The organism is Gemmobacter megaterium (assembly GCF_900156815.1).
GTDB classification, from domain to species: domain Bacteria; phylum Pseudomonadota; class Alphaproteobacteria; order Rhodobacterales; family Rhodobacteraceae; genus Wagnerdoeblera; species Wagnerdoeblera megaterium.
In genome coordinates, this window is the sequence record NZ_FTOT01000003.1 from 43,496 (window position 1) to 66,474 (window position 22,979).

The following is a 22,979-nucleotide window of genomic DNA, read 5'->3' on the forward strand; positions in this document are numbered from 1 at the left end:
AGCTCTGTCCAGCAAAGGCCGATGCCATGCCCCGCCTGTCCACGGATGCCGCCCCGGCGCTGATCGCGCCATTGCCGCAACACAGGTTCGATACGGTCGCGCTGGCGACCTGGTTGCAGGACCGGGTGCCCGACGGGACCGCAGGGCTGGTGGTGCAGCAGTTCCAAGGTGGGATGTCGAACCCGACCTATCTGCTGACCCTGCCGTCCGGCAAGCGGATGGTCCTGCGCAAGAAGCCGCCGGGCAGGCTGTTGCCCAAGGCCCATGCCATCGACCGCGAATACCGTATTCTGGCGGCGCTGGCGCCGACCGCCGTGCCGACACCGCAGGTTATTGCCTATTGCGACGATCCCGGCGTGATCGGTGCAGAGTTCTTTGTGATGGAATATCTGGAGGGCCGGATCATTGCCGACCGGGCCATGGCGCCGGTTCCGCGCCCTGATCGCCCTGCGCTGGCCTATGCCCTGATCGACACATTGGCGGATCTGCACCTGCTGGATTGGCGTGCCTGCGGGCTGGACGGGTTCGGGCGGCCAGAGGGATACCTGGCCCGGCAGACCGCCCGATGGTCCGGGCAATACGAGGCCGCGAAATCTGCGCTGCCCGCCGATTTCGACTATGCCGATATGGATTGGCTGCGCGACTGGATGATCCGCCATTCCGCCGTCGCAGAGGAAAGCGCGATCACCCATGGCGATTTTCGGCTGGGCAATGCCGTCGTTCATCCCGTTGCGCCCAGGATCATCGGGCTCCTTGACTGGGAACTGTCGACCATCGGGCATCCGGTTGCGGATCTGGCCTATCTGTGCCTGCCCTATCGTTTGCCCCCTGAGGTGCTGGGCGGCCAGGGACTGGTCGCCGCCGGCCTGCCGTCGGAGCAGGCGATGCTGGCGCGGTATTGCGAACGCACCGGCCGCAGCACGATCACGGACTGGCCGGTCTTTCTGGCGTTCAACTGCCTGCGGTCCGCCGCGATCATCCAGGGGGTTGCCGCCAGGGCGGCACAAGGCACCGCAAGCAGTGCCAGTGCCGATCCTGCACGCGAGGGATTGCGCGCCCGCCGCATCGCGCAATGCGGCGCCGACATTGCCCGGCGCCATGAGCAGGGCCAACCGGCATGAACCCGCCGTTGCCGTCGTCGCATGACAGGCCGGGGCGGTACGTTTCATCGGGGAATGCAGTTTTTTCTTGATTCCTGACGCATGTCAGGCTCTGACTTGAAGCATGACAAATGTCAGGAATCGGCCTGCCCTCAACATGGGCGGTACCTCGCAAGACGATGTACAGAGCCGCAAGTCGCCATGTCGCATACCCTCGGGGAGGAGGAAGAAATGGAAAAATCCATCAATGCTGTGAGCCGCCGTACCATGATGCGCGGGGCGGCGCTTGGCCTGCTGGCAACGCCTGCGCTGGTCGGCAAGGGCCTTGCACAAGGTGCGGTCAACTGGCGCGTGCAATCCCATTGGCCCAAGGCGTCGAGTTCGTTCACCGCCAGCCTTGGCGTGATGGCGGCAGACCTGGAGCGTCGCACCGAAGGCGCGTTCAAGATGACGCTGCTGGGGGATGGCGAATTTGCGAAAGGCCCGGATATCTACAACATCGTGCGGCGCGGGGTCGTGCCGATGGGGACGATCAGCCCGTCCTACATTCAGGATCACGCGCAGGCGGCATCGTTCATGTATGGCATCCCCGGCACCCTGCGCGAGAGCTGGGAAATGCAGCATGTCATCAAGAACCTTGGTGTCGAGGCGTTGGTGAACGAGGATCTGATGGGGCAGGGCACCATGATCCTGGCCGAAAAGGTCTTGCCGACCGAGTTGGCGCTGACACGCGACATCAAGAGCGCGGCGGATTTCCGCGGGCTCAAGATCCGCTCGTCGGGCACCATGCTGGATTATCTGGCGCTGGCGGGTGCGGCACCGCAATTCGTGCCGGGCGGCGAGCTGTATCAGGCGCTGTCGTCGGGTGTGGTGGACGGGGCGCATTGGGGCGCGGCGGTCGGGGCAAAGTCGATGTCGCTGTGGGAGGTCTGCAAGTTCCACGTCAAGCCGCCGATTGCGCAGACGACCGATGCCTATGTCGTCAATCTGGATGCGTTGAACGGGCTGGCCGACGACATGCGCCAGACCTTCCTTGATACGGTGGAGAGCCGCTTTTTCCGTCGATCCGTCGAATATGTCCACGCAGAAGCGATTGCCCTGACCAGAGGCCGCCAGGAAGACGCGCTTCAGGTGATCACGCTGCCCGAGGATGTGCTGGAGCTGCTGTCGGCGGCCTCTGTTAAGGTGATGGAGACCGAGGCGGCCAAGGGAGAGCGGGCGGCCAAGGCGGCCGATATCTATCGCGGCCTGATGGCGGACATGGGGTATATCTGACGCTCTGCGCGCGTCCGGATCCGTCAGGCCACCGACAGATCGCGGCGGATCCAGTGCCGCCGCCGCCACACCGACACCGCGCCGGTACCCCCGCCGGCCCGGTGGATCATCCAGACATGAGGTGCCCCATGCAAAGGGTCGCGCGTGCGATCACGCAGCTGAATCTGACCATCCTGCGATGGGTTTCGCTGCTGGTGTTCGTGGTTTTCGTGCTGCTGCTGGCCGATGTGGCCATGCGCTATCTGGTCGGGCGGCCCGCGATCTGGACGGCGGAACTGGCCACGCTGATCTTTGGTGTCTATGCGATCATCGCCGGTGGCGGGCTGCTGGCGCAGCGTGGCCATGTGAATGTCGACATCTTCTATGGGGCGATGTCGCGTCGCGGCAAGGCCGGGGTCGATCTTGCGACCTGGCCGCTGTTCTTTGCCTTTGTCGCGGTTCTGCTCTGGCAGGGTTACGATATGGCCAGCCAGTCCCTGCAAGACTGGGATCGGTCGAATTCGATGTGGAAGGCGCCGCTCTGGCCGACCAAGATGTTCATTCCCATCGCGGCGGCCCTGCTTTTGTTGCAGGGGCTTGTGCGGCTTTGGGCCGATATCCGGGTCTTGCGCGGGCTGCCGGTCGATCCGGATACGTTCGGTGCGCAGCCCGGCGGACATGACGCAGCCGGGGACAAGCCCGATGAGCGTTGAATTCCTGACGCTGCTGTTCTTTGGCGCATTGCTGCTGTTCGTATTGCTGGGAACCCCGCTGGTCTTTGTGCTGGGCGGGGTATCGGTGATCTTTCTGTACTTCGAGCTTGGGTCGATCGGGTTCTACCTGGTGTCGAACAAGATGTGGGAGACCATGTCGAACCCGACGCTGATGGCGATACCGCTTTTCGTGTTCATGGCGACGCTGCTGGAAAAGTCCGGCGTGGCGGGCGATCTGTACGACATGATGCACAAATGGTTCGGCGGCCTGCGCGGCGGTCTGGCCATCGGCACGGTGATGATCTGCGTGATCTTCGCGGCGATGTCCGGCATATCCGGTGCCGCGGTGGTGACGATGGGCACCATAGCCCTGCCCAAGATGCTGGAGCGCGGCTATGACAAGAAGCTGGCCCTTGGGGCGATCAATGCGGGTGGCGGCTGGGGCATTCTGATTCCGCCGTCGATTCTGATGGTGCTGTTCGCCTTGCTGACCGAAATCTCGGCCGGCCGGTTGTTTGCCGCAGGGATCGGGCCGGGGTTGTTGTTGTTCGTGCTGGTCAGCATCTATATCGTCCTGCGCTGTCTGATCCAGCCCGAGATGGGCCCCGCGCTGCCACGGCATCAACGTGCGGACTGGCCGGAGAAGTTCCGCGCGCTGCGCGCGGTGATCCTGCCGATCCTGATCGTGCTGTCGGTTCTGGGGGCCATTTTCGGCGGTTTCGCCACCCCGACAGAGGCCGCGGCCATAGGTGTGTTCGGGGCGCTTGTGGCGACCTTGGTGAATCGCCAGCTTCGGGCGGCGATGCTGTTCGATGCGGCCGTGTCTACCCTGCGTCTGACGGCGATGATCATGTGGATCCTGTTTGCGGCGCACGCCTTTTCCACAGCCTATACAGCCCTTGGGGCGCAGACGCTGATCGAGCATCTGATGACCTATGTGCCGGGCGGAAAATGGGGCGCGCTGGCCTTCATGCTTGGGGTGTTGTTCCTGTTCGGGATGGTGCTGGATCCGGTCGGGATCATGCTGATCACCCTGCCGGTATTCCTGCCGGTTGCGCGGGCCTACGGGTTTGACCCGATCTGGTTCGGCATCCTGTTCATCATCATGATGGAGGTGGGGTACATGACGCCGCCGTTCGGGTTCAACCTGTTCTATCTGCGCGGCGTGGCGCCCCCGGATGTGACGATGGCGGATATCTATCAATCCGTCATTCCCTATGTCCTTGTGACATTGCTGGGGGTGCTGCTGATCATCCTGTTTCCCGAAATAGCCCTGTATCTTCCGCGGCTGTTTTATGGCTGATTGGCGAACAGGCAGGGAAACATGCAGGCGGCGTGGGGCAGGGCCAGAGATGAAACCGATCACAGCGCACAGGCGCGGCACCGGCGGCGCCCCTATGCGGGACATGCAGATGCGGAAGGTGGTGGCGGTGCGCGTGGGTCTGCCAGTCGCCGCCGCGCATATGCAACCCGCCCCGATCGCCGTGCCGGACCGGAGGCGCCCATGACCGGGATCATGCTCGTGCGCCATGCGCAGGCGTCCTTTGGTGCAGCGGATTACGACCGGCTGTCGCCGCTGGGCCATGAACAGGCGGCGGCATTGGGGCGCGCGCTGGCGGCACGCGCCGCGCCGCGCCCGGTGCGGGTGTACCGGGGCCGACAGCGCCGTCACCGCGAAACGCTGGAGGGGATGGCCCCGGCGCTCGGGCTGGATCCGGCGCAGGCCGTGCTGCACCCCGGTCTTGACGAATTCGACGCCAAGGGGCTGCTTGGGGCCCGCTTCGGGCCGCGGGGCTTGCCGCAGACCGTGCGTGAGGACCGCAAGCAGTATTTCCAGATCCTGCGCGACACCGTCCTGGCCTGGCAGCGCGACGAGATCGCCGACCCGCCAGAAAGCTGGACCGCTTTTTCCGACCGTGTGGCGCAGGCCAGCGCCGCCATGCTGGCCGAGGATGGGCCGGTGCTGGCCGTAAGTTCCGGCGGTGCAATCAGCCGGATGATCGTCGCGGCGCTGGACGCCCCGGCGGCACAGATGATCCAGCTTCAGTTGCAGATGAAGAACTGCGCCGTATCGCGGCTGGTGGGCCGCACGGGGGCGCTGTTCCTCCATTCCTTCAATGAAGCGCCGCATCTTGCGACGGCGCTGGACGAAAGGTTGCTTACCTATGCCTGAGCCTGCCCACCCGACGACCGGAGCGCACCCCGATGATACCGGCGAGTCCGACCTGCTGATCGTGGAGCCGGACTATCCCTTTCAGCAGCACATGGGGTTTCGCATGTTGGGCTGGAAAGAGGGCTGGTCGCGGTTCGAACTGCCCTTGGGCACGCATCTGTTGAACCGGCACGGCATTCCGCATGGCGGGGTCTATGCGACCATGCTGGATACGGTCATGGGCTATAGCGGCAGCTATACCGGCGATCTGGCCAGGCGCCGCCGCGCCATGACCCTGTCGCTCAACACCTGTTTTCTGTCGCGGCCCACGGGCCAGGTGATCCTGGCCGAAGGCTGGCGCACGGGCGGCGGGCGGTCCACCTTTTTCGCCGAAGGCCGGGTTCTGGACGAGGACGGTACGGTTCTGGCCACCGGGACCGCAGTCTTTCGGTATCGCAGCGAGGTTCAGGAATGAGCGGAGCAGTTTTCGATCCGGCCTGTCAGGCCATCCCGCCGATGCAGGTGCACGGGGATCCGCCACAGGATATTCCCCGCCGTATCCGGGCGGCTGCGCAACGCGATCCGGGCAAGACCGCGCTGATTGCCGGTGAAATGCAGTGGAGCGCGGCCGATCTTGTTGACCGGATGGACCGGATCGCGGCGCTGCTGCATCGGGACGGGCTGAGGCAGGGCGACGTGATCGCCACCCTGGCGGGTGCGACGGCGGACCATCTGCTGTTGTATCTGGGGGCGGCGGCGCTGGGGGTGGGGGTCGCCCCGCTGCCCTCATCGGCCCATCCCGATGCCATCATGCGGATGCTGGAGAACTCCGGCGCCTCTGCGGTGTTTGCCGAGTCCGGCGCGCCTGCGCTGCCCGCCGGTCTGCCGGGGCACCGTGATCTGGCCGAGGCCGTGGCCTCTGCGGCGCGGTGCGCGCCCTTGCCGCCACGGGATCTGCCGCCCGATCTGATGTTCGACATCATCTACAGTTCGGGCACCACCGGCGCCCCGAAGGGGATCGAGCACGATATCCTGTTCCGCGACCGGCAGGTGTTGCGGTTTGTCCGGTTCGGGTTGGACGCGCAGGCGGTGGTGCTGTTTTCCACCCCGCTGTATTCCAATACGACGCTGGCAACGCTGATTCCGGCCCTGTCGCAGGGTTCTACCGTTGTGCTGATGGCCAAGTTCGATGCGGGTGAATTCCTGCGGTTGTCGCAGGCCCATCGCGTCACCCATGCGATGATGGTTCCCGTTCAGGTGCAGCGCATCATCGACCATCCGGCGTTTGGCGACCATGATCTGTCAAGCTATCGGGCCAAGCTGTCCACCAGTGCGCCCTTGCCGCCGCCGCTGCTGCGCCAGGTGCTGGATCGCTGGCCAGGGCGGATGATCAACATCTATGGCATGACCGAAGGCGGCGTCAGCGCCGTGCTGGACTGCACTGCCCATCCTGACAAGGTGCATACCGTCGGCAAGGTCGGTCCGGGGGCCGAGATCCGTGTGATCGACGCCGAGGGGAACACCTTGCCATCGGGCCAGACCGGGGAAATCGTCGGCCGGTCCACAACGATGATGCGCGGCTATCGCAACGCCCCCGACGTGACACGTGCGGCGCTGTGGACAAGTCCCGAAGGCGACATCTTCATCCGCTCTGGTGACATGGGCCGGTTCGACGAGGATGGATTCCTCGTCTTGCTGGATCGCCGCAAGGACATGATCATTTCGGGCGGGTTCAACATCTTTGCCGCCGATATCGAGGCGGTGGTGGCCGAGCATCCGCAGGTGCGGGATGTGGCGGTGATCGGCGTGCCAAGTGAGCGTTGGGGCGAAACACCCGTCGCCTGTGTCGTGCTGGGCGACGGGGCGACGGTGACGGCGGCGGATCTTCTGGCATGGGCGAACGAACGGCTGGGCCGGATGCAACGGCTTGCTGCCGTGGCGGCCCTGCCTGACCTGCCCCGCAGCGCCATCGGCAAGGTCCTGAAGCGTGAATTGCGCGATGCGTGGCAGGATTTGCGCGCAGAAGACTCGGTCGCCCATGTCTGAACGACCCAAAGCGGTATGGCCCGATGGCGTCCCCCGGCATCTGGATTTGCCCGAGCGGAATGTCTGGGAGAATCTGGCCGAGGCGGCGGCTCGCACCCCCGATGGCGTCGCGCTGATCTATCACGGGGCCGAAATCAGCTATGGTGCGCTGCACCGCCGCGTCCTTGATCTGGCGGGCTGGCTGGAACAGGTGGCGGGTGTCGGGCAGGGCGACCGGGTGCTGCTGTACATGCAGAACAGCCCGCAGTTCGTCATCGGATTCTATGCGATTCTGCGCGCGAATGCGGTGGTTGTGCCGGTCAACCCGATGAACCGGCACAAGGAACTGGCGCATCTGGTGCAGGACACCGGGGCACGGGTGGCGCTGGCCGGGCAAGAGCTTCTGGACCATATCGTTCCGCATATGGGCGCGGGCGGATTGTCCCATATCCTTGTTGCGGCCTATGCCGATATGGCGCAGCCGGGATATGACATTCCGCTGCCGTCTGGACTGGAGGCGCCTGGCCGCGACGACTATGGCATATCCGGCGTTTCCGGTTGGGGCGCGATGGAACGGCAGGCGCGGGCACCGGGGCCGGTCACTGCGGGACCGGATGATCTGGCGGTCATCCCCTATACCTCGGGAACGACAGGGCGCCAGAAGGGCTGTATGCACAGCCACCGCACCATGATGACAACCATTGTCGGTGGCGTGCTCTGGAATCCGCAGGGCATAAGCGGCGCCACGCTGTGCGTGCTGCCGCTGTTCCATGTCACGGGAATGCAGAATTCCATGAACGGGCCGATCTACTGTGGCGACCCCATCGTTCTGATGTCCCGTTGGGACCGCCGGGTCGCGGCGCGGTTGATCAAGCGGTATGGCATCACGCGGTGGCGCAGTATTTCGACGATGATGATCGACCTGCTGAACGACCCCGAGCTGAAGTCTGATGATCTGGCCAGTCTGCGGACCCTTGGCGGTGGCGGCGCTTCGATGCCGGCGCCGGTGGCGGCCCGGTTGAAAGAGTTGACCGGCCTTGACTACATCGAAGGCTATGGCATGTCAGAGACCATGGCGGGCGCGCTGATCAACCCGGTGGATCACCCGCGCAGGCAATGCCTGGGGGTTCCCGTGTTCGACGTCGATGCCCGGATCATCGACGAGGAGGGGCACGAACTGGGCCCCGGACAGCCCGGAGAGATCATTCTTGCCGCGCCGCAGGTCTTCCTTGGCTATTGGAACGCCCCCGAGGCGACAGAGGCCGCGTTTGTGATGCGCGACGGCAAGCGGTTCCTGCGCACGGGCGATGTCGGCCAATACGATGCCGATGGCTATTTCTACATCGTCGATCGCGTCAAGCGCATGATCAATGCGTCTGGCTTCAAGGTCTGGCCGACCGAGGTCGAGGCGTTGATGTATGATCACCCGCAGGTGGCCGATGTCTGCATCGTCGGATGCCCCGATCCGCGACGAGGTGAAACCGTGCTGGCATGGGTGGTGGCGCGCGGCCCCTTGACCGAGGCGGCGCTGATCGCATGGTGCCGCGATCAGATGGCCGCCTACAAGGTGCCGCGGCGGGTGGTGTTTGTCGAGGATCTGCCCCGCTCTGCCAGTGGCAAGGTCCAATGGCTGGACTTGCAGCACCGCGCGGCCCGCGACCACACGACCGGGGTGGACTGAGCGCTTCCCCGGCCGGTGCCGGTCATGTGCCGGAAAATACGGGCGGCCGCTTGTCCACAAAGGCCGCCGCAGCGGCCCTGTGATCCTGCGTCGCCATGGAGAGGATGTGGTTGCGGGCCTCCTGGTCCAGGCATTCGGCAAGTGTGCCCCCGCCCGCCGCCAGCGCAAGGTTCTGTTTCATGCGCGCATAGGTCAGCGTCGGGCCTGTGGCCAGCGTCTCGCCCAGGCTCTGCGCCAGCCCCTGAACCTCTTGCGCAGGCACGGCGCGGGTGACAAGGCCAAGCGCCTTGGCCTCTGCCCCGGTCAGGATGGGGGACAGCAGGTAATGCTCTCGTGCCAGGGCGGTGCCCAGAATGCGCGACATGAAATAGCTGCCTCCGAAGTCCCCCGAGAGCGCCACTTTGGCAAAGGCCGTCGTCAGTTTGGCATCCAGTGCACAAATCCGCAGATCGCAGGCCAGCGCCAGGGCAAGCCCCGCGCCAGCCGCCGCCCCCTCTATTGCCGCGATTGTCGGCTTTGGCATGGTGTGCAGATACCACGATGCGCTCATCCGGTCGCGCAGGCTGTGGATCCGCGCGCCGGTTCCTGAATGCTGCGCGCTGGTCGCGTTCATCGACTTTACGTCGCCGCCAACGCAGAAATGCCCGCCTGCCCCGGTCAGGATGACGGCGCGCACGGCGGGATCCTCGGCTGCGTCGGCCAAGGCCATGCTTAGCGCCTGGGTCATGCCGGGGGTCATCGCGTTGCGCTGCGCCGGGCGATTCAGGGTGACGGTCAGCAACCCCGCCTGGCGTTCCAGCCTAAGGTGATCGTGCATCGGCATTCTCCTTGCGCGCGCCCCTGACAAGTGTCAGCCTAACTTGCCCGGCCCCGCCCGGCAAGCGCTTCGGGAGGTGCCGCCCCGGTGCCCCGGCTTGAGCCTGACGCCGGACAGGATTACGTTTGGCAGGCAGCGATGAAGGAGCACGACGTGGAACCCAGCAAGACCACCGGCCAGGCCGCCCTCGATCATGGCGAGGGCCTTGCGGAAGCCGAGGTCGATGTCGTCCGCAACGAGGATCTGGTTCACAAGCGGCGTGAACAGATCTGCGATGCTGCCCTGGATCTGTTTCTGGAAAAGGGGTTCGCCTCGACCACGATACGCGACATCTGCGCGCGTTCCGGGGTGAATCATGCCAGCATCTACGATTATGTCGCCAACAAGAACGATGCGCTGCGGCGGCTGTTGAACCAACTGTGGTTCCGAACCGATGTGCCGGCGTTGACCGCACTGCTGGCCCAGACCGATCGCAGGCTGGAGGATGTTCTGGCCGAATATCTGCGCGAGACCTGGGACAAGAAGCGCAAGGGCACGTTGCTGATCTACCGCTCTGTTCCGCATATGCTGCCCGAGGATCGCGCCGCGATGCGCAAGCGCGAGGAAACCTTGATCCGTGAGGGGGCCATCCTGCTGGCCCGACGTGCCGGGATCGACGAGGAGGATCCCCGCGCGACGGTTGCCGCGAACCTCATCGTATTCCAGTCGGCCTTTGCCCCGATGCGGGACTGGCTGCATCCGCAGGGCATGGATAGCGAGTTTCTGGTCACGATCACGGCCAAGGGGCTGGCCGCGATGGTCCAGTCGATTCTGCTGGATGAACCGCCGTCCAGGCTGTGATATCGCCGCGCGGCAGAGCTAGCGACTGCCGCGCCGGACCGCTTGCCACAGCGACAGGAGGATCAGCGCCGCCGCTGCGATGATGAACACCGCCGCGATGGGCCGTTCCAGAAACACCATCGGATCGCCGCGCGAGATCAGCATGGCCCGGCGCAGGTTCACCTCTATCAACGGGCCAAGGACAAAGCCCAGCAGCAGCAATGCCGGGTTGAACCGTGCCAGCGCCATCAGATAGCCGACGGCACCGATACCCGCGACCATGATCAGATCAAAGGTCGATCCACGCACCGAATAGACGCCCAGACAGACAAAAATCAGGATCGCAGGGTAAAGCCAGCGGAACGGAATCCGCAGCATCGACACCCAGATCCCGATCAGCGGCAGGTTCAGGATCAGCAGGAACAGGTTGCCGATGCCAAAGCTGACCACCAGCCCCCAGAACATGTCTGGCCGGGCCTCCAGCATCATTGGCCCCGGCTGGATGCCGTGGATGATCAGGGCGCCCAGCATCAGCGCCATGATGGGATCGCCGGGAATCCCAAGGGTCAGGGTCGGGACAAATGCAGTGATGGCGGCAGAGTTGTTGGCGGCCTCGGGTGCCGCGACCCCTTCGATGGCGCCATGCCCGAAACGTTCTGGCCTGCGCGAGATCCGCCGTTCCAGCGCGTAGGACAGGAACGAGGAAATCGTCGATCCGGTGCCAGGCAGCGCGCCGAAAAAGCTGCCGATGGCCGTGCCACGCAAGGCGGGCGGGATGATCGTGCGCAGCTCTTGCCGGGTGGGCAGCATTTGCAGGAACCGCACCTTGGTGGGTGGCCCGTGCCTGTCTGCCTTGCGGATGTTTGCAATCACCTCGGACACGCCGAACAGCCCCATGGCAAGTGCCACAAGGTTGATCCCGTCCATCAATTCGGCCCAGCCGAAGGTCAGCCGCTGAACGCCAGAGTTCACATCGGTACCGATACAGCCCAGGATCAGGCCCAGAACCACCATCGCCAGGCTTTTCGCCGGATTGCCGGTTCCCACAGTCGAGGCGGCGACAAGGCCAAGGATCATCATGGCGGCATAATCCGCCGCGCCGAATTTGGTGGCCAGTTCGGCCAGCCAGCCCGCCAGCATCACCAGAACCACGATGCCCAGCATCGAGCCAAGGAACGACGACAGCATCGAGGTGAACAGCGCAAGGCCCGCCCGGCCGTCGCGGGCCATCGGATAGCCATCCAGCGAGGTCACGGCCGATTGCGGCGTGCCCGGCAGCCGTAGCAGGATAGAGGCGACCGCACCGCCATATTGCGAGCCGTAATAGACCCCCGCAAGCATGACAAGCGCCGCCTCGGGCGAGATATAGTAGGTCAGCGGCAGCAACAGCGAGATGGTAGCCATCGCCCCGATGCCGGGCAAGACGCCGACAAAGGTTCCCAGAAACACCCCGAACAGGCTGTAGATCAGCACCGATGGCTGAAGCGCGGTCGCCAGTCCCTGGATCAGGCCGTCAAACATGGCTCAGGCGCTCCATGGCCAGAGCGGGATGGTCATGGACAGGCCCACCCCGAACACCAGCCAGACCAGCAACGTGACTGTTCCGCCCAGGACCAGCCGCCAGCCAAGGCCCTTGCGTGCCGCGGGCAGGGTGGCGATCAGGACCGACAGCGCCGTGGCCAGGATCAGGCCGATGCGGTCCATCGTCAGCGCAAAGAAGATGATGGCGCCCAAAGCGCCCAGTGCCTCGGGAAGTTCGAAGGGCCGCGCATCGGTGCTCCGGCCCCATGCCGGAATGGCGACGATCAGGCCAAGCCCGGCCAGCATCAGCCCCAGCACCACGGGAAAGAACCCAGGCCCCATGCGGCGCAGGCTGCCAAAATCGTAGTGCACCGCAGCATAGGCCGATACGCACAGGCCGATCGCCGCCAGTGCTGCGCCGCCCAGGATGTCGTAATAGTCGCGCCGCATTCCGCCTCGCCCTTGGTCCTTGCGGTCGTCCCGGCGCCGGTGGGCGCCGGGTGCGCAGGGTTACTGCTTGCCTGCGATCCGGTCCAGAACGCGGCCCCAGACGGCGGTGTCCGCGGCAATCCGGTCGGTCAGGTCGGCAGCGGATCCGCCTTCGGCCTTCCAGCCCATGGCCAACATGCGCTCCTGCACCGTGGGATCGGCCAGGATCGCGTTGATCTCTGTGTTCAGCCGCTCAATGACCGCAGGATCGGTGCCGGCCGGCGCAATGAACGCATTCCACAGTTCTGCCCGGTAGTCGGCGGGCATTCCGTCCTGGCCTGCGATGACCGGCACATCAGGCACCTGCGGGAAGGGCTCGGCAGAGGTGATGCCCAGCATCTTCATCTTGCCCGCCTGCACATGGCCCATCGCGGCAGAGGGTGCCATGAAACCTGCGTCGATCTCGGCCCCCATGATCGAGGTCGTGACCTCGGCATAGGAGGTGAAGGGCACGTGCAGCATTTCCAGCCCGGCAGTGTCAAGGAACAGCTCCATCGACAGATGCGCGCCCGAGCCCTGGCCCACCGATCCATAGGTCATGGCACCAGGATCTGCCTTGGCGGCGGCGATGAAGTCTTGCAGAGTGCTGGCCGCATTATCGGCGGAAACCGCCAGAACCAGCGGGCTGGTCGCGGTCAGGGCAATGCCGGTGATGTCGGCGGCAACGTCATAGCCGATATCCTTGATCAGTCGGGGCGAGGTGGTCAGCGGGCCGTTGATCGTGGCGCCGAATGTATGGCCATCCTTGGCCAGCAGCATCTGCTGCACGCCGATCACGCCCCCGGCACCGGCCTTGTTCTCGACGACGACCGGCTGGCCCAGCCTGGCGGCCAGCGGTTCGGCGACCAGGCGGGCCAGGGTGTCGGGCGACGAACCTGCCGGAAAGCCGACGATGATATGGACTGGTGCTGTCGGCCAGGATTGTGCCGTGGCGCTGCCGGTCGCGGCCGCCATGGCCAGCGCGGCCCCGGCAAGCAGCATGTGACGGCGATTGAACGGATGCGTCATGATGGTCCCTCCCTTATCCTTTCCGAGGCATGACGCCTGCACCCCCCGAGGTCAAGCCGAACCGGCACCGGCGAGGCGCCTGTTGCGGCCTGCGCTGCTTTTGCGGGAATCTTGACGGCCATCTGCGGATATTCCGCTGCCCTGATGCGGCCAGCGCCTTGGATCTGGTGCGGCCTGATCCGTCGGTCAGCGTGAAGATCTGGTCGATCCACGCTTCTGGACCATGGTTGTCCGCGCATCACCACCCGTCTTGCCGATCAGGCGCGGAGGCAGTCCAGGGGTTGGGTCACGCCTGTATGCAGACGGGCAGACGCCCTGGGCGAAGTTTTCGCATTTGGAAAAAATTCTCCGTTTGGGAAAATTTGTGTTGCCCCAAGACCAAACTTCGGTAACGTTTCAGTCAATGCAGCCTGGCCCAAGACCGGGTGCAACAGGGAAAGGTGTCGGGCCGTGCTGTCCGTTTCAGGAATTCACAAGTCCTTCGGGGGCGTGCAGGCGCTTGCCGATGCGGCACTGGATTGTGCCAGTGGCGAGGTCATCGGCCTTATCGGTCCGAACGGTGCCGGAAAATCGACACTGGTCAATGTGATCAGCGGATTTCTTGCGCCTGATGCGGGCCAGGTGGTGCTGGACGGCGCGCTGCTTCAGGGCCGCACGCCGCAGCACATCTCGGCGAGCGGCATTGCCCGGACCTTTCAGAACCTGCGGGTGTTCCGCGACCTGACGGTGCGCCAGAACATCGAGGTCGCCAGCCTGCGCGCCCGCCAGTTGCGCAGAGATGGGCCGCCCATGCTTGGCGTCGACGCGCTGCTGGAAACCTTCGGGCTGGCGGATCGCATGTCAGATGCGGCCGGTGCGCTGCCTTATGGCACGCGGCGTTGGATGGAGATCGCCCGCGCCATGGCCACGGGTCCGCGCATCCTGTTGCTGGATGAACCAGCCGCCGGCCTCAACGATGAAGAATCCGATCGGCTGCATCAGATCATCACGCGCCTGCGCGACCTTACCCGTATCGGGGTGGTGGTGATCGATCACGACCTGACCTTCATCAACAACGTCTGCGACCGCCTGTTCGTGATGGACCAGGGCCGACTGATTGCAAGCGGGGCACCCGCCGCTGTCTGGCGCAATCCCAAAGTGATCGAAGTCTATGTTGGCCCCGGAACCGGGACCGGCGCAACACCCGCTGTCGAACTCGGAGGATAGAGGATGAAGACCATGAAACGCACGGGCCTTGGCGTGGCGATGACACTGGCGCTGCCGGCCGCCGCCATCGCCGACGATCTCCGCATCGGCATTGCGGCATCGCTGACCGGGGCCTATGCGCCCTATGCCGAGGTCGAGGGCGCACGCTGCATGGCCGACAGGCTGAATGCTGCCGGTCAGGGACCGAAGATCGAGTTGATGATCGAGGATACCCGGTCGGAGCCTCAGCTTTCGGTGACCATCGCCCAGAAGTTTCTTGATCGCGGCGCACAGGTCGTCACGGGTATCCCGTTCCCGGATTCGCTGATCCCCATTGCCCAGATTGCCGAGGCCACGGGGGCCACGGTGTTTTCGGCCCCGAATACCCAGGTCGAGATGCAGATCGCGGGTTTCGAGAATTTCATCGCCGGTGCGGTGCCCGACCCGGTGAACGGCGCCGCAACGGCCGAGGCCGCCTATGCCGCCGGTGCCCGCAATGTCGTCTTGCTGAAATCGGCGGATGCCGGATCCTGGTCCGAGATGCTGCCTGAATGGTTCGGCCAGAGCTTCGAACATCTGGGCGGCACGGTCAGCGGCCGGTTGAGCCACAGCATCGGAACCAGCGACTGGTCGCCACAGATCGCGCAGATCCGTGCGATGTCGCCAGCGCCTGACGCGGTGATGATCTCGTCCGTGTTGCCCGATATCGGTATCCTCATTCGCCAGTTGCGGGCCAATGGGTTCAACGGCCTTGTGATCGGGTCTGACGGGTTCGACGACCCGTCGCTGGAGGGCACGGTGACTGACCCGGCAACGCTGGAGCAGGTGATCTTCGGCACCCATGGCCCAACCGGCACCGGCGGGCGGATTGATGACTTTCTGGCGGATTGCCGCAGCAAGGGCTTTGCGGTGCAGGGGATTTTTGACGCGCTTGGCGCCGATATGGTGTTGCAGACCCATGCTGCGGCGATGCGTGCCGGGTCTGTCGATCCGGTTGCGATCCGGCAGGCACTACGGGCCGAGGGTGGAAACCCCGGCATCACCGCAGAGGTGATCTCTTACGCCGAAAACGGTGGCGCCCCGGTCAAGACGGTTCCGGTCATCGGGTTTCGCAATGGCAAACGTGTGGTCCTGCAGGATCGTGTCCCGGCCTTTGTGCCGGACTGGCGCTGACCTGTGACCGAAATGCTGCACCTGGACAAGGTTTCGGTCCGGTATGGGCCAGTCCGGGCGGTTCTTGACCTGGAACTGGCCGTCGGGCAGGGCGAGCTGATCGCCCTGCTGGGTCCGAACGGTGCTGGCAAAAGCTCGACCATCGGGGCGATCAACGGGCTTGTTCCCGCGACTGGAACCATCACTCTGGGGGGCGAGGATATCTCGCGCCTGTCGGTCGAAGAGCGTATCGCCCGCGGCATTGCCGTGGCGCCAGAGGGCCGGCGGATCTTTGTCAATCTGACTGTGGCCGAGAACCTGCGGCTCGGGGCGGCACTGCGGCGCGACAAGGCCGGGGTGCGCGCGGATACCGAACGGTACCTGACGCTGTTCCCGGTGCTGGCCGAACGCATCGGCCAGCCTGCCGGTACCCTGTCGGGCGGCGAACAACAGATGCTGGCAATCGCGCGGGCCATGATGTCGCGCCCGCGTGTGCTGTTGCTGGATGAGCCGTCGCTCGGGTTGGCGCCGCTGATCGTCACGCGGATCTTCGACCTCATCGGCCAACTGAAGTCCGAGGGGCTTACGGTGATCCTGGTGGAACAGAATGCCGCGCAGGCGATGCGATTTGCCGATCAGGTCTGCGTGCTGGCGTCGGGCCGGATCAGCTATCGCGGCACACCACGGGATCTGGCGGGCACCGATGTGATGAAACTCTATCTGGGCGGGGCGTGATGACGGAATATCTGATCCAGCAACTGCTGAACGCCCTGGCCTTCGGTGCGGAATACGCATTGATCGCCCTGGGCCTGGCCGTGGTATTCTCGATCATGGGTCTGGTGAACTTTGCCCATGGCGAGGTGATCGCCGCCTCTGCCTATGCGGCGCTGCTGTTCGCGGGGCTTGGCCTTGGTGCGCCGCTGTTGGTGATCGGACTGGCGATTGCTGCGGCTATCGCGGTTTCGGTCACGCTAGAGCGGGTGGCCTTTCGCCCGGTGCGCAATGCGCCGGTCACGACCGGATTGCTGACGGCCTTTGGCGTCAGCATCGTGTTGCAGAACCTGTTCCAACTGCTGATCTCGCCCCGGCCCCAGGCCTTTCCGGCACTCAACGGGCTGAATGCAACCTGGCATATCGGGCCTTGGGCGGTCTCGTCCTTGCAGGTGATGGAACTGGTCGTCGCGCTGTTGGCGATGCTGGCACTGGGGGGCTTTCTGGGGCGCTCGTCGCTGGGGATTGCGATGCGTGCCGCGTCGCGCGATTTCGCCACTGTGCGGCTGATGGGGATCCAGGCCAATCGCGTTGTGGCGGCGGCCTTTGTGATTTCGGGCGCATTGGCGGGCATCGCCTGCGTATTCATCCTGGCGCGGCGGGGCGGTGTCACGCCCGACATGGGGTTTTCCTTGGTGCTCAAGGCCTTTGTCGCCTGCGTGATCGGCGGGTTCGGGTCGCTGTTCGGTGCTGCGGCTGGCGGGATGTTGCTGGGGTTTATCGAGGTCGGGCTGCTGGTCCTGTTGCCGCAGGAGATGGGCGGCCTGAAAGAGGCACTGACCTATGTGATCGTCACGCTGATCCTGGTCTACCGGCCAGAGGGCCTGTTCGGGTCGCGGCGTGATCTGGGCGACAAGGAATTCTGATGATGACCGTTCAATCCGTCGCCCCCATCGCCCGACCGCTGCGTTGGTGGGCGCGGGGCCTGGCCGGTGGCGCGCTGACCGCTCTGCCCGTGGTGCTTATCGGCCTGGCCGTGCTGCTGGCGGCGCCGGGCTGGGTGCAGCACCTGACGACCATGGCGCTGATCAATCTGATGATCGTGGTGGGCTTGCAGGTCTATTCCGGCAATTCCGGCATCGTGCATCTGGGTCACAGTGCCTTTGTCGGCCTGGGGGCCTATGGTATGGCCATTTTGACCACGCCGCTGGCGATGAAGAAACTGTCGATCCCCAATGCGCCCTTTGGTCTGTCTGCGGTGGAATTGCACTGGTTTCCCGGCGGGCTGCTGGCGTTGGGGGTGGTGTGGGTGATCGCCTGGACCACGGCGCGGGTGATCGCGCGGTTGTCGGGAATTGCGGCGACCATCGTCAGCCTGGCCTTTCTGATCGTGGTGCATTCCGTATTCCTGCACTGGCCTGCACTGTTCAAGGGCAACCAGGCCTTTTTCGGGATTCCCAAGTTGGTGGGCCTGCCCGGTGTTCTGCTGGCGGCTGTCGTGGTGATCCTCATTGCCCGGCTGTTTCGCGACAGCCCCGGAGGCTTGCAGTTGCGTGCCAGCGCGCAAGACCAGATGGCGGCAGACTCCATCGCCATCGACAGCCGGGCGCTGCGGCGGCGTGCCTGGATTCTGTCAGCGTTGATTTGTGGGCTTGCCGGTGTGCTCTTTGCGGTGGTCAGCGGCACGATCAGCCCGCGGTTGTTCTATTTCCAACAGGTCATGCTGACTCTGGCCATGTTGATCCTGGGCGGTATGGGCAGCGTCTCGGGGGCGGTGGCAGGCGCGGTGATCCTGTCGGTGGTGCTGGAACTGATCCGCACTGTCGAATCCGGGATCACCATCGGCGGCTATACCACGCCCACGCTGCTTGGGTTGTCGGGGGTCGCGTTGGGGGCGGTGATCGTCCTGTGCATGGCGCTGCGCCCTCAGGGCCTTCTGGGCCATCAGGAAGCCGATGACTTTTTGTCCAGGTGGTTACGGACCGCCCCGACACGCAAGCGATAACAGGAGGAACGAGAATGCAACTTGCCGAACAGGCAGCGGCCTGGGCGCCGGAATACGAGGCGCAGTACAGAAAACTGAAGGCCGCCGGTGTCACCTTTCTTCACTCCCACATGGTTGATATTGCGGGCGGGTTCCGCTCCAAGATTTCGCCGCTGAAACTTTCGGCCACGGGGGATGCGCTGAACGGGATCCTCTATTGCGTCTCACATGGGGATGGGCAGCCAATCGGCGATACCGCCTTTGCCTCTGTGCTGGCATCGGATGACAACGGCTACCCCAATATCCAGGCTCTGGCCGATCCGGGCAGCATCCGGCACCATGGCTGGCGGCGGGACACTGCCTCGATCATCATGAACGGTTACATGCTGGACGGCACCCCCTGTGCGGTCGATCCGCGCCACGCGTTGCAGGCGGCGGATCACCGGCTGCGTGCGCTGGGGTATGAGGCGCGGGTCGCACTGGAATATGAGTTCGGCATCTTCCATGCCGATCATGCCCTGATGCAGCAGGGGCGTTACCGCGAGTTGCAGCCCTGGGGCCATTCGCTGGTCAACTATGACCTAGTGCGCAGCGGAGACTATCAGGATCTTGTGGCAGAATTCATGCGCCGGATGGACATGCTCGGCATCGGTGTCGCGTCGTTTGTCACCGAGTATGGCTATGGGATGTATGAGTTCGCGCTGACCCCGAAACCGGCGGTCGAGGCGGCGGATGATGCCATGCGCGCCAAATTGCATCTGCGCGAGCTTTGCGCCGAGCGCGGGCTGGTCGCCACGTTCATGACCCGATTTCAGCCACCTGGCAAGGAAAGTGCGTGCGGGGCGCATCACCATGTCAGCCTGTGGCAAGGCGATACGCCGGTACTGGCGGCAGGGTTGAATGCGCTGTCCGAGGTTGGTCAGCACTTCCTTGGCGGTATGCTGCGCCACATGCGTGACACCCATGTGATGTTCCGCCCGACGCTGAATTCCTATCGCCGGTTCGACCGGGGCGCATGGTCGCCCACGGATGTGTCCTGGGGATACGAGAATCGCACAGCTGCGATCCGTGCCATCACCACGCCGACCCCAAGCGCCTGCCGCTTCGAACATAGGGTGCCAGGGGCCGACATCAACCCCTATCTGACCCTTGCCGCCATGCTGGCCGCAGGAGCGGACGGGATCGAGAACCGCATTGCACCGCTGCCGGTTTCGCCGGGGATGGCGCTGGCGGCCGAGCCGCTGCAATCGACGCTGGCGGCCGCCATCGCGGATTTCGCAGCATCCGATTTTTGTCGTGCGGCGTTTGGCGACACCTTTGTCGATCACTATGCGGACAGCCGGCGCAACGAGATTGCCGCCTATGAAACCTGGGCCGCGCAGCGGATCACCGACTTCGAGTGGCAGCGGTACTTTGTCTGAGCAATCTGCGGCCCGACCGTTCCGGCGGGCCGCGCCGCCAGCATCCGGGCCTAGGCGATCAGCAGGTGCCGCGCTTAAGATCCGGCGGTCGGAAAGCTGGCGGGTATCGACTGGCGCACGGAATTCGACATGAACAGCAGCGTGGGCGCGTCGCCGTGGCAAACATAGCCATGCTCCATTTCGCCGTCGAACAGGATGCTGTCGCCGGTTTCGAGCAAAAGCGGTTCGTAATGCTGGGTATAGAGGATCAGGCTCCCCGAGAGGATCTGGAGAAACTCCTCGCCTGCATGGGATCGCCAGCCGCCGGTTTCCTCCAGCGAACGGCCGGTCACCGTGACGTTCCAGAACAGGTTGCTCTTGTCGCGGAAGTCGCTGCTGAGCACTTCGAACACCATGCCGCGCGTTTCATGCCGGGTTCCGGTGCCCGCCCGAACGATCGAGCGCCGCGCCAGCGGCCGCACGCTGGGCGCCGACAGGAACGAGGTTACCGGCACATGCAGCACCCCGGCGATCTTCAACGCCAGATCGACCGAAATCCGCTGTTTGCCGTTTTCAAGCTTGGAAAGCTGGGAAACCGTCAGGCCCGAGCGTTCGCTCAGTTCCTTCAGAGAGAGGTTCAGCCGTTTGCGGGTCTGCCGTATGGCCCCGCCAAGATCTCCAGCAACACCTTCGTCCAAGACCATTCCATTTCCTTCTGCCCTATCGGCGACACTATAGGGTCTGGGCATCGCCGTGTCAGCCGGTCGTTGCCGCAGTTTGCTATCCTGCGCCAGCTTCCAGAACCTTGCCCAGAGCCTCGGTCATCACATCGGCCAGCAGCGGCGCCAGCGTCTCGGCGGTCCGGGTCGCAAACAGGGCATTGTTGATCTCCAGATAGAGGCAAGGCAGACCGCGCTTCAAGCCATGGGCGTCCAGACTGTAGGCTTCGACCTTGCGCCAGTCATAGGGTGCGTTGTTGCCGATCCGGAGCCCAAGTGCCGGCGCGCGCCGGTGCAAACCCTCCAGCGTTGCCCGGACAAAGGCTGTCTCCTCGCGCCACAGCACGCCGATATCGACCGGGCGATGCTGCCCGGCCATGACGGGCGTAAAGGAATGCACCGAAACGATGGCGTGTCGTCCGTCCAGGGCCTGATGAATGGCCTGATCGACCGGGGCTACGGCAATGGCGCGGCGCAGTGCACGCTCTGCCCCGCTGATGGCCAGGTTGCCGGGCACCGGAATGCCGCCCAGATCCGGGCGCATGTGATCCCAATCGTCTGCATGGCGGTTGTAGTCGGTGAAGATCCTGGAGTAGCGCGTCAGCACGGCCGTCGCCGTCAGCCGTGCGGCCAGATCGCGCGTAAGCCCATCGACACCGGGATCCCACGCGTAATGCGTTGTCAGGAATGCGGGATCCAGACCCAGGGTGCCCCAGGGCGCCGGTATCACCGCCCCGGCATGTTCGCAGAGTAACAGCAGCGGGCTGCTGCTGTCGCTGTGCAGGGTCTCGACGGCATCGGCGGCCAGTCGCGCGACCTGATCCCTGTGCAGATTCATGGTCATTCCAAAGTGCGGATGTGAAAAGCCTTGGCCGCCGTTGTTTCCAGCAAGCCAACCCGGCCATTGGTCCGGCCAAGCCCCGACTCCTTTACCCCGCCCCACGGCAGATACAGGTCGGCATGATCGCAGCGATTGAGATACACCGTGCCGGCCTCGACCTCGTCCAGCAGTTCGATCCCGCGCGCGATGTCCGATGTCCAGATCCCTGCGGCCAGCCCGTAGCTGGAATCGTTCATCAGCGCGATCGCCTCCTGATCACCCGAAACCGCCTGGATGCAGGCCACGGGACCGAAAAGCTCGTCGCGCATGATCGACATCCGGTGATTCAGACCCGCCAGCACCGTCGCGGGCACATAGGCGGCGCCCAGATCGCTGGTCGGCGTCAACAGTCCCCGTGCGCCCGCCGCCAGCGCGGCATCAATCTGGCCCCGGATCCGCCCTGCGGCGGCGGCACTGACCACCGGCCCGAGCATTGCCTTGTCCCGCACCGGATGGCCAATGGTCCATTTTGCGGCCTCGGCCAGCAACGCTTCGGTGAACCGACCTTCGATCTGCTGATCGACATAGATGCGCTCGACCGAGCAACAGCTTTGCCCCGCATTCGAAAAACAGCCTTCGGCAATATCGCCGACGATACGGTCGATATCGGCATCGGCGCGGATGTAGGTGGGGTCCTTGCCTCCCAGCTCCAGATGTACGCTGGTCATGGTGCCACCGGCCGCAGCATGAACCCGTTTGCCCCCTGCGACCGAGCCAATGAAGTTGACCGCCTGGAAGCTGCCGGCCGCGATCAGCCGTTCGGCATCCGGATGCGACAGGTGCAGGCATTGGAACGCCCCTGCAAGGCCCCCGGCGGCCAGCCATGCCTCTTCGGCCAGTTCGGCGATGACGGGAACCTGGGGCGAGTGTTTCAGGATCACCACGTTGCCCGCCAGCAGCGGCTGGCTGACCAGATATCCCAGCATTGCTGTCGGATAGTTCCAGGCGCAGATCGACAGATGCAGACCGCTTGCGACCGGGCGGGTAAAGCGGCGGATTCCGGTGTCTGTTTCAAATTCGGCATCGGCCAGCGTGCCACTTGCCGCCGCAGTCAGCAGTTCGCCGATCAGCGCAAGCCGCGGAGTTTCGTCTGCCTGCCAGGCCGGGCGCCCGATCCCCCAGGTGACGGCCTCGGCCAATGCCGCCGCGCGTGCCCGCATTTCGGCGCCAAAGCGCAGCAAGATTGCGCTGCGTTCGGCCAGCGGCACGCGCCGCCATACCGACATCGCCGCGCGGGCTGCCGCCAACCGCGTCGAAATTTCCGCTTCCGATGCAAAAGGACGTTCCAGGTAAAGCGATCCATCGACCGGCGAGATTACGGAAAACCTGTTCTGAGACATGTGTGAGGGCCCTGCTGAACTTGCATACT

At 64.5% G+C, this 22,979-nt stretch carries 22 protein-coding genes; 15 read left to right on the forward strand and 7 right to left on the reverse strand.

Annotation, left to right across the window (positions count from 1 at the left end; genetic code table 11):
• Positions 1–26 precede the first annotated feature (26 nt).
• The 8 genes from BW970_RS08880 to BW970_RS08915 all read left to right on the forward strand — a co-directional run bounded on the left by BW970_RS08880 (position 27) and on the right by BW970_RS08915 (position 8,925).
• Positions 27–1,121, forward strand: coding sequence for a phosphotransferase family protein (locus tag BW970_RS08880; RefSeq protein ID WP_076530348.1), 1,095 nt, complete (start codon positions 27–29; stop codon positions 1,119–1,121).
• A 210-nt stretch (positions 1,122–1,331) separates the two neighbouring features.
• Positions 1,332–2,375: a TRAP transporter substrate-binding protein DctP gene (gene dctP / locus BW970_RS08885; protein ID WP_076531031.1), complete on the forward strand. Its 1,044-nt coding sequence runs from the start codon at positions 1,332–1,334 to the stop codon at positions 2,373–2,375.
• A gap of 128 nt (positions 2,376–2,503) precedes the next feature.
• Positions 2,504–3,067 (forward strand): TRAP transporter small permease subunit, encoded by a 564-nt coding sequence (locus tag BW970_RS08890; RefSeq protein ID WP_076530350.1) that lies wholly within the window; start codon positions 2,504–2,506, stop codon positions 3,065–3,067.
• A complete protein-coding gene (locus tag BW970_RS08895; RefSeq protein WP_076530352.1) occupies positions 3,057–4,370 on the forward strand; it encodes a TRAP transporter large permease in 1,314 nt (437 codons plus the stop codon). Before BW970_RS08890 ends, BW970_RS08895 begins: the two co-directional genes overlap by 11 nt.
• A 201-nt stretch (positions 4,371–4,571) precedes the next feature.
• Positions 4,572–5,240, forward strand: coding sequence for a histidine phosphatase family protein (locus tag BW970_RS08900; protein WP_076530354.1), 669 nt, complete (start codon positions 4,572–4,574; stop codon positions 5,238–5,240).
• Positions 5,233–5,694 (forward strand): PaaI family thioesterase, encoded by a 462-nt coding sequence (locus tag BW970_RS08905; RefSeq protein ID WP_083701188.1) that lies wholly within the window; start codon positions 5,233–5,235, stop codon positions 5,692–5,694. Before BW970_RS08900 ends, BW970_RS08905 begins: the two co-directional genes overlap by 8 nt.
• Entirely contained in the window at positions 5,691–7,265 is a 1,575-nt protein-coding gene (locus BW970_RS08910) for a class I adenylate-forming enzyme family protein (RefSeq protein ID WP_200799277.1), read from the forward strand. Before BW970_RS08905 ends, BW970_RS08910 begins: the two co-directional genes overlap by 4 nt.
• Positions 7,258–8,925, forward strand: a complete 1,668-nt coding sequence (locus BW970_RS08915; RefSeq protein ID WP_076530356.1) for a long-chain-fatty-acid--CoA ligase — start codon at positions 7,258–7,260, stop codon at positions 8,923–8,925. Before BW970_RS08910 ends, BW970_RS08915 begins: the two co-directional genes overlap by 8 nt.
• A gap of 22 nt (positions 8,926–8,947) precedes the next feature.
• Here BW970_RS08915 and BW970_RS08920 read toward each other — a convergent pair whose 3' ends face one another.
• On the reverse strand, positions 8,948–9,742 hold the full coding sequence (locus tag BW970_RS08920; protein ID WP_076530358.1) for an enoyl-CoA hydratase-related protein: 795 nt from the start codon (positions 9,740–9,742) through the stop codon (positions 8,948–8,950).
• 138 nt (positions 9,743–9,880) lie between these two features.
• On the opposite strand from BW970_RS08920, the gene BW970_RS08925 reads away from it, so the two are divergent.
• Positions 9,881–10,582, forward strand: a complete 702-nt coding sequence (locus tag BW970_RS08925; RefSeq protein ID WP_076530360.1) for a TetR/AcrR family transcriptional regulator — start codon at positions 9,881–9,883, stop codon at positions 10,580–10,582.
• An 18-nt stretch (positions 10,583–10,600) separates the two neighbouring features.
• On the opposite strand, the gene BW970_RS08930 is transcribed toward BW970_RS08925, so the two are convergent.
• The 3 genes from BW970_RS08930 to BW970_RS08940 are packed head-to-tail and all read right to left on the reverse strand — an operon-like array spanning position 10,601 to position 13,579.
• Positions 10,601–12,082 (reverse strand): tripartite tricarboxylate transporter permease, encoded by a 1,482-nt coding sequence (locus BW970_RS08930; protein ID WP_076530362.1) that lies wholly within the window; start codon positions 12,080–12,082, stop codon positions 10,601–10,603.
• A 3-nt stretch (positions 12,083–12,085) separates the two neighbouring features.
• On the reverse strand, positions 12,086–12,532 hold the full coding sequence (locus BW970_RS08935) for a tripartite tricarboxylate transporter TctB family protein (protein ID WP_076530364.1): 447 nt from the start codon (positions 12,530–12,532) through the stop codon (positions 12,086–12,088).
• Between the two features lie 60 nt (positions 12,533–12,592).
• Positions 12,593–13,579: a Bug family tripartite tricarboxylate transporter substrate binding protein gene (locus tag BW970_RS08940; protein ID WP_076530366.1), complete on the reverse strand. Its 987-nt coding sequence runs from the start codon at positions 13,577–13,579 to the stop codon at positions 12,593–12,595.
• Between the two features lie 450 nt (positions 13,580–14,029).
• On the opposite strand from BW970_RS08940, the gene BW970_RS08945 reads away from it, so the two are divergent.
• From BW970_RS08945 to BW970_RS08970, 6 genes are read left to right on the forward strand one after another with little or no spacing between them, the layout of a single operon-like run.
• Positions 14,030–14,785 (forward strand): ABC transporter ATP-binding protein, encoded by a 756-nt coding sequence (locus tag BW970_RS08945; protein WP_076530368.1) that lies wholly within the window; start codon positions 14,030–14,032, stop codon positions 14,783–14,785.
• A 12-nt stretch (positions 14,786–14,797) separates the two neighbouring features.
• A complete protein-coding gene (locus tag BW970_RS08950) occupies positions 14,798–15,937 on the forward strand; it encodes an ABC transporter substrate-binding protein (RefSeq protein ID WP_076531037.1) in 1,140 nt (379 codons plus the stop codon).
• Between the two features lie 12 nt (positions 15,938–15,949).
• Positions 15,950–16,651 carry an ABC transporter ATP-binding protein gene (locus BW970_RS08955; RefSeq protein ID WP_076530370.1) on the forward strand — a complete coding sequence of 234 codons (702 nt, stop codon included), beginning with the start codon at positions 15,950–15,952 and terminating at the stop codon, positions 16,649–16,651.
• Positions 16,651–17,553, forward strand: a complete 903-nt coding sequence (locus BW970_RS08960) for a branched-chain amino acid ABC transporter permease (protein ID WP_076530372.1) — start codon at positions 16,651–16,653, stop codon at positions 17,551–17,553. The genes BW970_RS08955 and BW970_RS08960 overlap by 1 nt, the downstream gene beginning before the upstream one ends.
• 2 nt (positions 17,554–17,555) lie before the next feature.
• Positions 17,556–18,632, forward strand: coding sequence for a branched-chain amino acid ABC transporter permease (locus BW970_RS08965; protein ID WP_076531039.1), 1,077 nt, complete (start codon positions 17,556–17,558; stop codon positions 18,630–18,632).
• A gap of 14 nt (positions 18,633–18,646) precedes the next feature.
• A complete protein-coding gene (locus BW970_RS08970; protein WP_076530373.1) occupies positions 18,647–20,032 on the forward strand; it encodes a glutamine synthetase family protein in 1,386 nt (461 codons plus the stop codon).
• Positions 20,033–20,106: 74 nt separating this feature from the next.
• Here the strand turns inward: BW970_RS08970 and BW970_RS08975 are convergent, their stop codons facing one another.
• The 3 genes from BW970_RS08975 to BW970_RS08985 form a co-directional block, all read right to left on the reverse strand.
• Positions 20,107–20,715 (reverse strand): helix-turn-helix domain-containing protein, encoded by a 609-nt coding sequence (locus BW970_RS08975; RefSeq protein WP_076530375.1) that lies wholly within the window; start codon positions 20,713–20,715, stop codon positions 20,107–20,109.
• Between the two features lie 76 nt (positions 20,716–20,791).
• On the reverse strand, positions 20,792–21,568 hold the full coding sequence (locus BW970_RS08980) for an N-formylglutamate amidohydrolase (protein WP_076530377.1): 777 nt from the start codon (positions 21,566–21,568) through the stop codon (positions 20,792–20,794).
• 2 nt (positions 21,569–21,570) lie between these two features.
• Positions 21,571–22,950 (reverse strand): aldehyde dehydrogenase family protein, encoded by a 1,380-nt coding sequence (locus tag BW970_RS08985; protein ID WP_076530379.1) that lies wholly within the window; start codon positions 22,948–22,950, stop codon positions 21,571–21,573.
• Positions 22,951–22,979 lie beyond the last annotated feature (29 nt).

Bases quoted from the DNA above. Each gene is read 5' to 3' on its own strand.
- BW970_RS08880 (WP_076530348.1), top strand. From the start codon at position 27: ATGCCCCGCCTGTCCACGGATGCCGCCCCGGCGCTGATCGCGCCATTG.
- dctP (WP_076531031.1), top strand. From the start codon at position 1,332: ATGGAAAAATCCATCAATGCTGTGAGCCGCCGTACCATGATGCGCGGG.
- BW970_RS08890 (WP_076530350.1), top strand. From the start codon at position 2,504: ATGCAAAGGGTCGCGCGTGCGATCACGCAGCTGAATCTGACCATCCTG.
- BW970_RS08895 (WP_076530352.1), top strand. From the start codon at position 3,057: ATGAGCGTTGAATTCCTGACGCTGCTGTTCTTTGGCGCATTGCTGCTG.
- BW970_RS08900 (WP_076530354.1), top strand. From the start codon at position 4,572: ATGACCGGGATCATGCTCGTGCGCCATGCGCAGGCGTCCTTTGGTGCA.
- BW970_RS08905 (WP_083701188.1), top strand. From the start codon at position 5,233: ATGCCTGAGCCTGCCCACCCGACGACCGGAGCGCACCCCGATGATACC.
- BW970_RS08910 (WP_200799277.1), top strand. From the start codon at position 5,691: ATGAGCGGAGCAGTTTTCGATCCGGCCTGTCAGGCCATCCCGCCGATG.
- BW970_RS08915 (WP_076530356.1), top strand. From the start codon at position 7,258: ATGTCTGAACGACCCAAAGCGGTATGGCCCGATGGCGTCCCCCGGCAT.
- BW970_RS08920 (WP_076530358.1), bottom strand. From the start codon at position 9,742: ATGCACGATCACCTTAGGCTGGAACGCCAGGCGGGGTTGCTGACCGTC.
- BW970_RS08925 (WP_076530360.1), top strand. From the start codon at position 9,881: ATGAAGGAGCACGACGTGGAACCCAGCAAGACCACCGGCCAGGCCGCC.
- BW970_RS08930 (WP_076530362.1), bottom strand. From the start codon at position 12,082: ATGTTTGACGGCCTGATCCAGGGACTGGCGACCGCGCTTCAGCCATCG.
- BW970_RS08935 (WP_076530364.1), bottom strand. From the start codon at position 12,532: ATGCGGCGCGACTATTACGACATCCTGGGCGGCGCAGCACTGGCGGCG.
- BW970_RS08940 (WP_076530366.1), bottom strand. From the start codon at position 13,579: ATGACGCATCCGTTCAATCGCCGTCACATGCTGCTTGCCGGGGCCGCG.
- BW970_RS08950 (WP_076531037.1), top strand. From the start codon at position 14,798: ATGAAACGCACGGGCCTTGGCGTGGCGATGACACTGGCGCTGCCGGCC.
- BW970_RS08955 (WP_076530370.1), top strand. From the start codon at position 15,950: ATGCTGCACCTGGACAAGGTTTCGGTCCGGTATGGGCCAGTCCGGGCG.
- BW970_RS08960 (WP_076530372.1), top strand. From the start codon at position 16,651: ATGACGGAATATCTGATCCAGCAACTGCTGAACGCCCTGGCCTTCGGT.
- BW970_RS08965 (WP_076531039.1), top strand. From the start codon at position 17,556: ATGACCGTTCAATCCGTCGCCCCCATCGCCCGACCGCTGCGTTGGTGG.
- BW970_RS08970 (WP_076530373.1), top strand. From the start codon at position 18,647: ATGCAACTTGCCGAACAGGCAGCGGCCTGGGCGCCGGAATACGAGGCG.
- BW970_RS08975 (WP_076530375.1), bottom strand. From the start codon at position 20,715: ATGGTCTTGGACGAAGGTGTTGCTGGAGATCTTGGCGGGGCCATACGG.
- BW970_RS08980 (WP_076530377.1), bottom strand. From the start codon at position 21,568: ATGAATCTGCACAGGGATCAGGTCGCGCGACTGGCCGCCGATGCCGTC.
- BW970_RS08985 (WP_076530379.1), bottom strand. From the start codon at position 22,950: ATGTCTCAGAACAGGTTTTCCGTAATCTCGCCGGTCGATGGATCGCTT.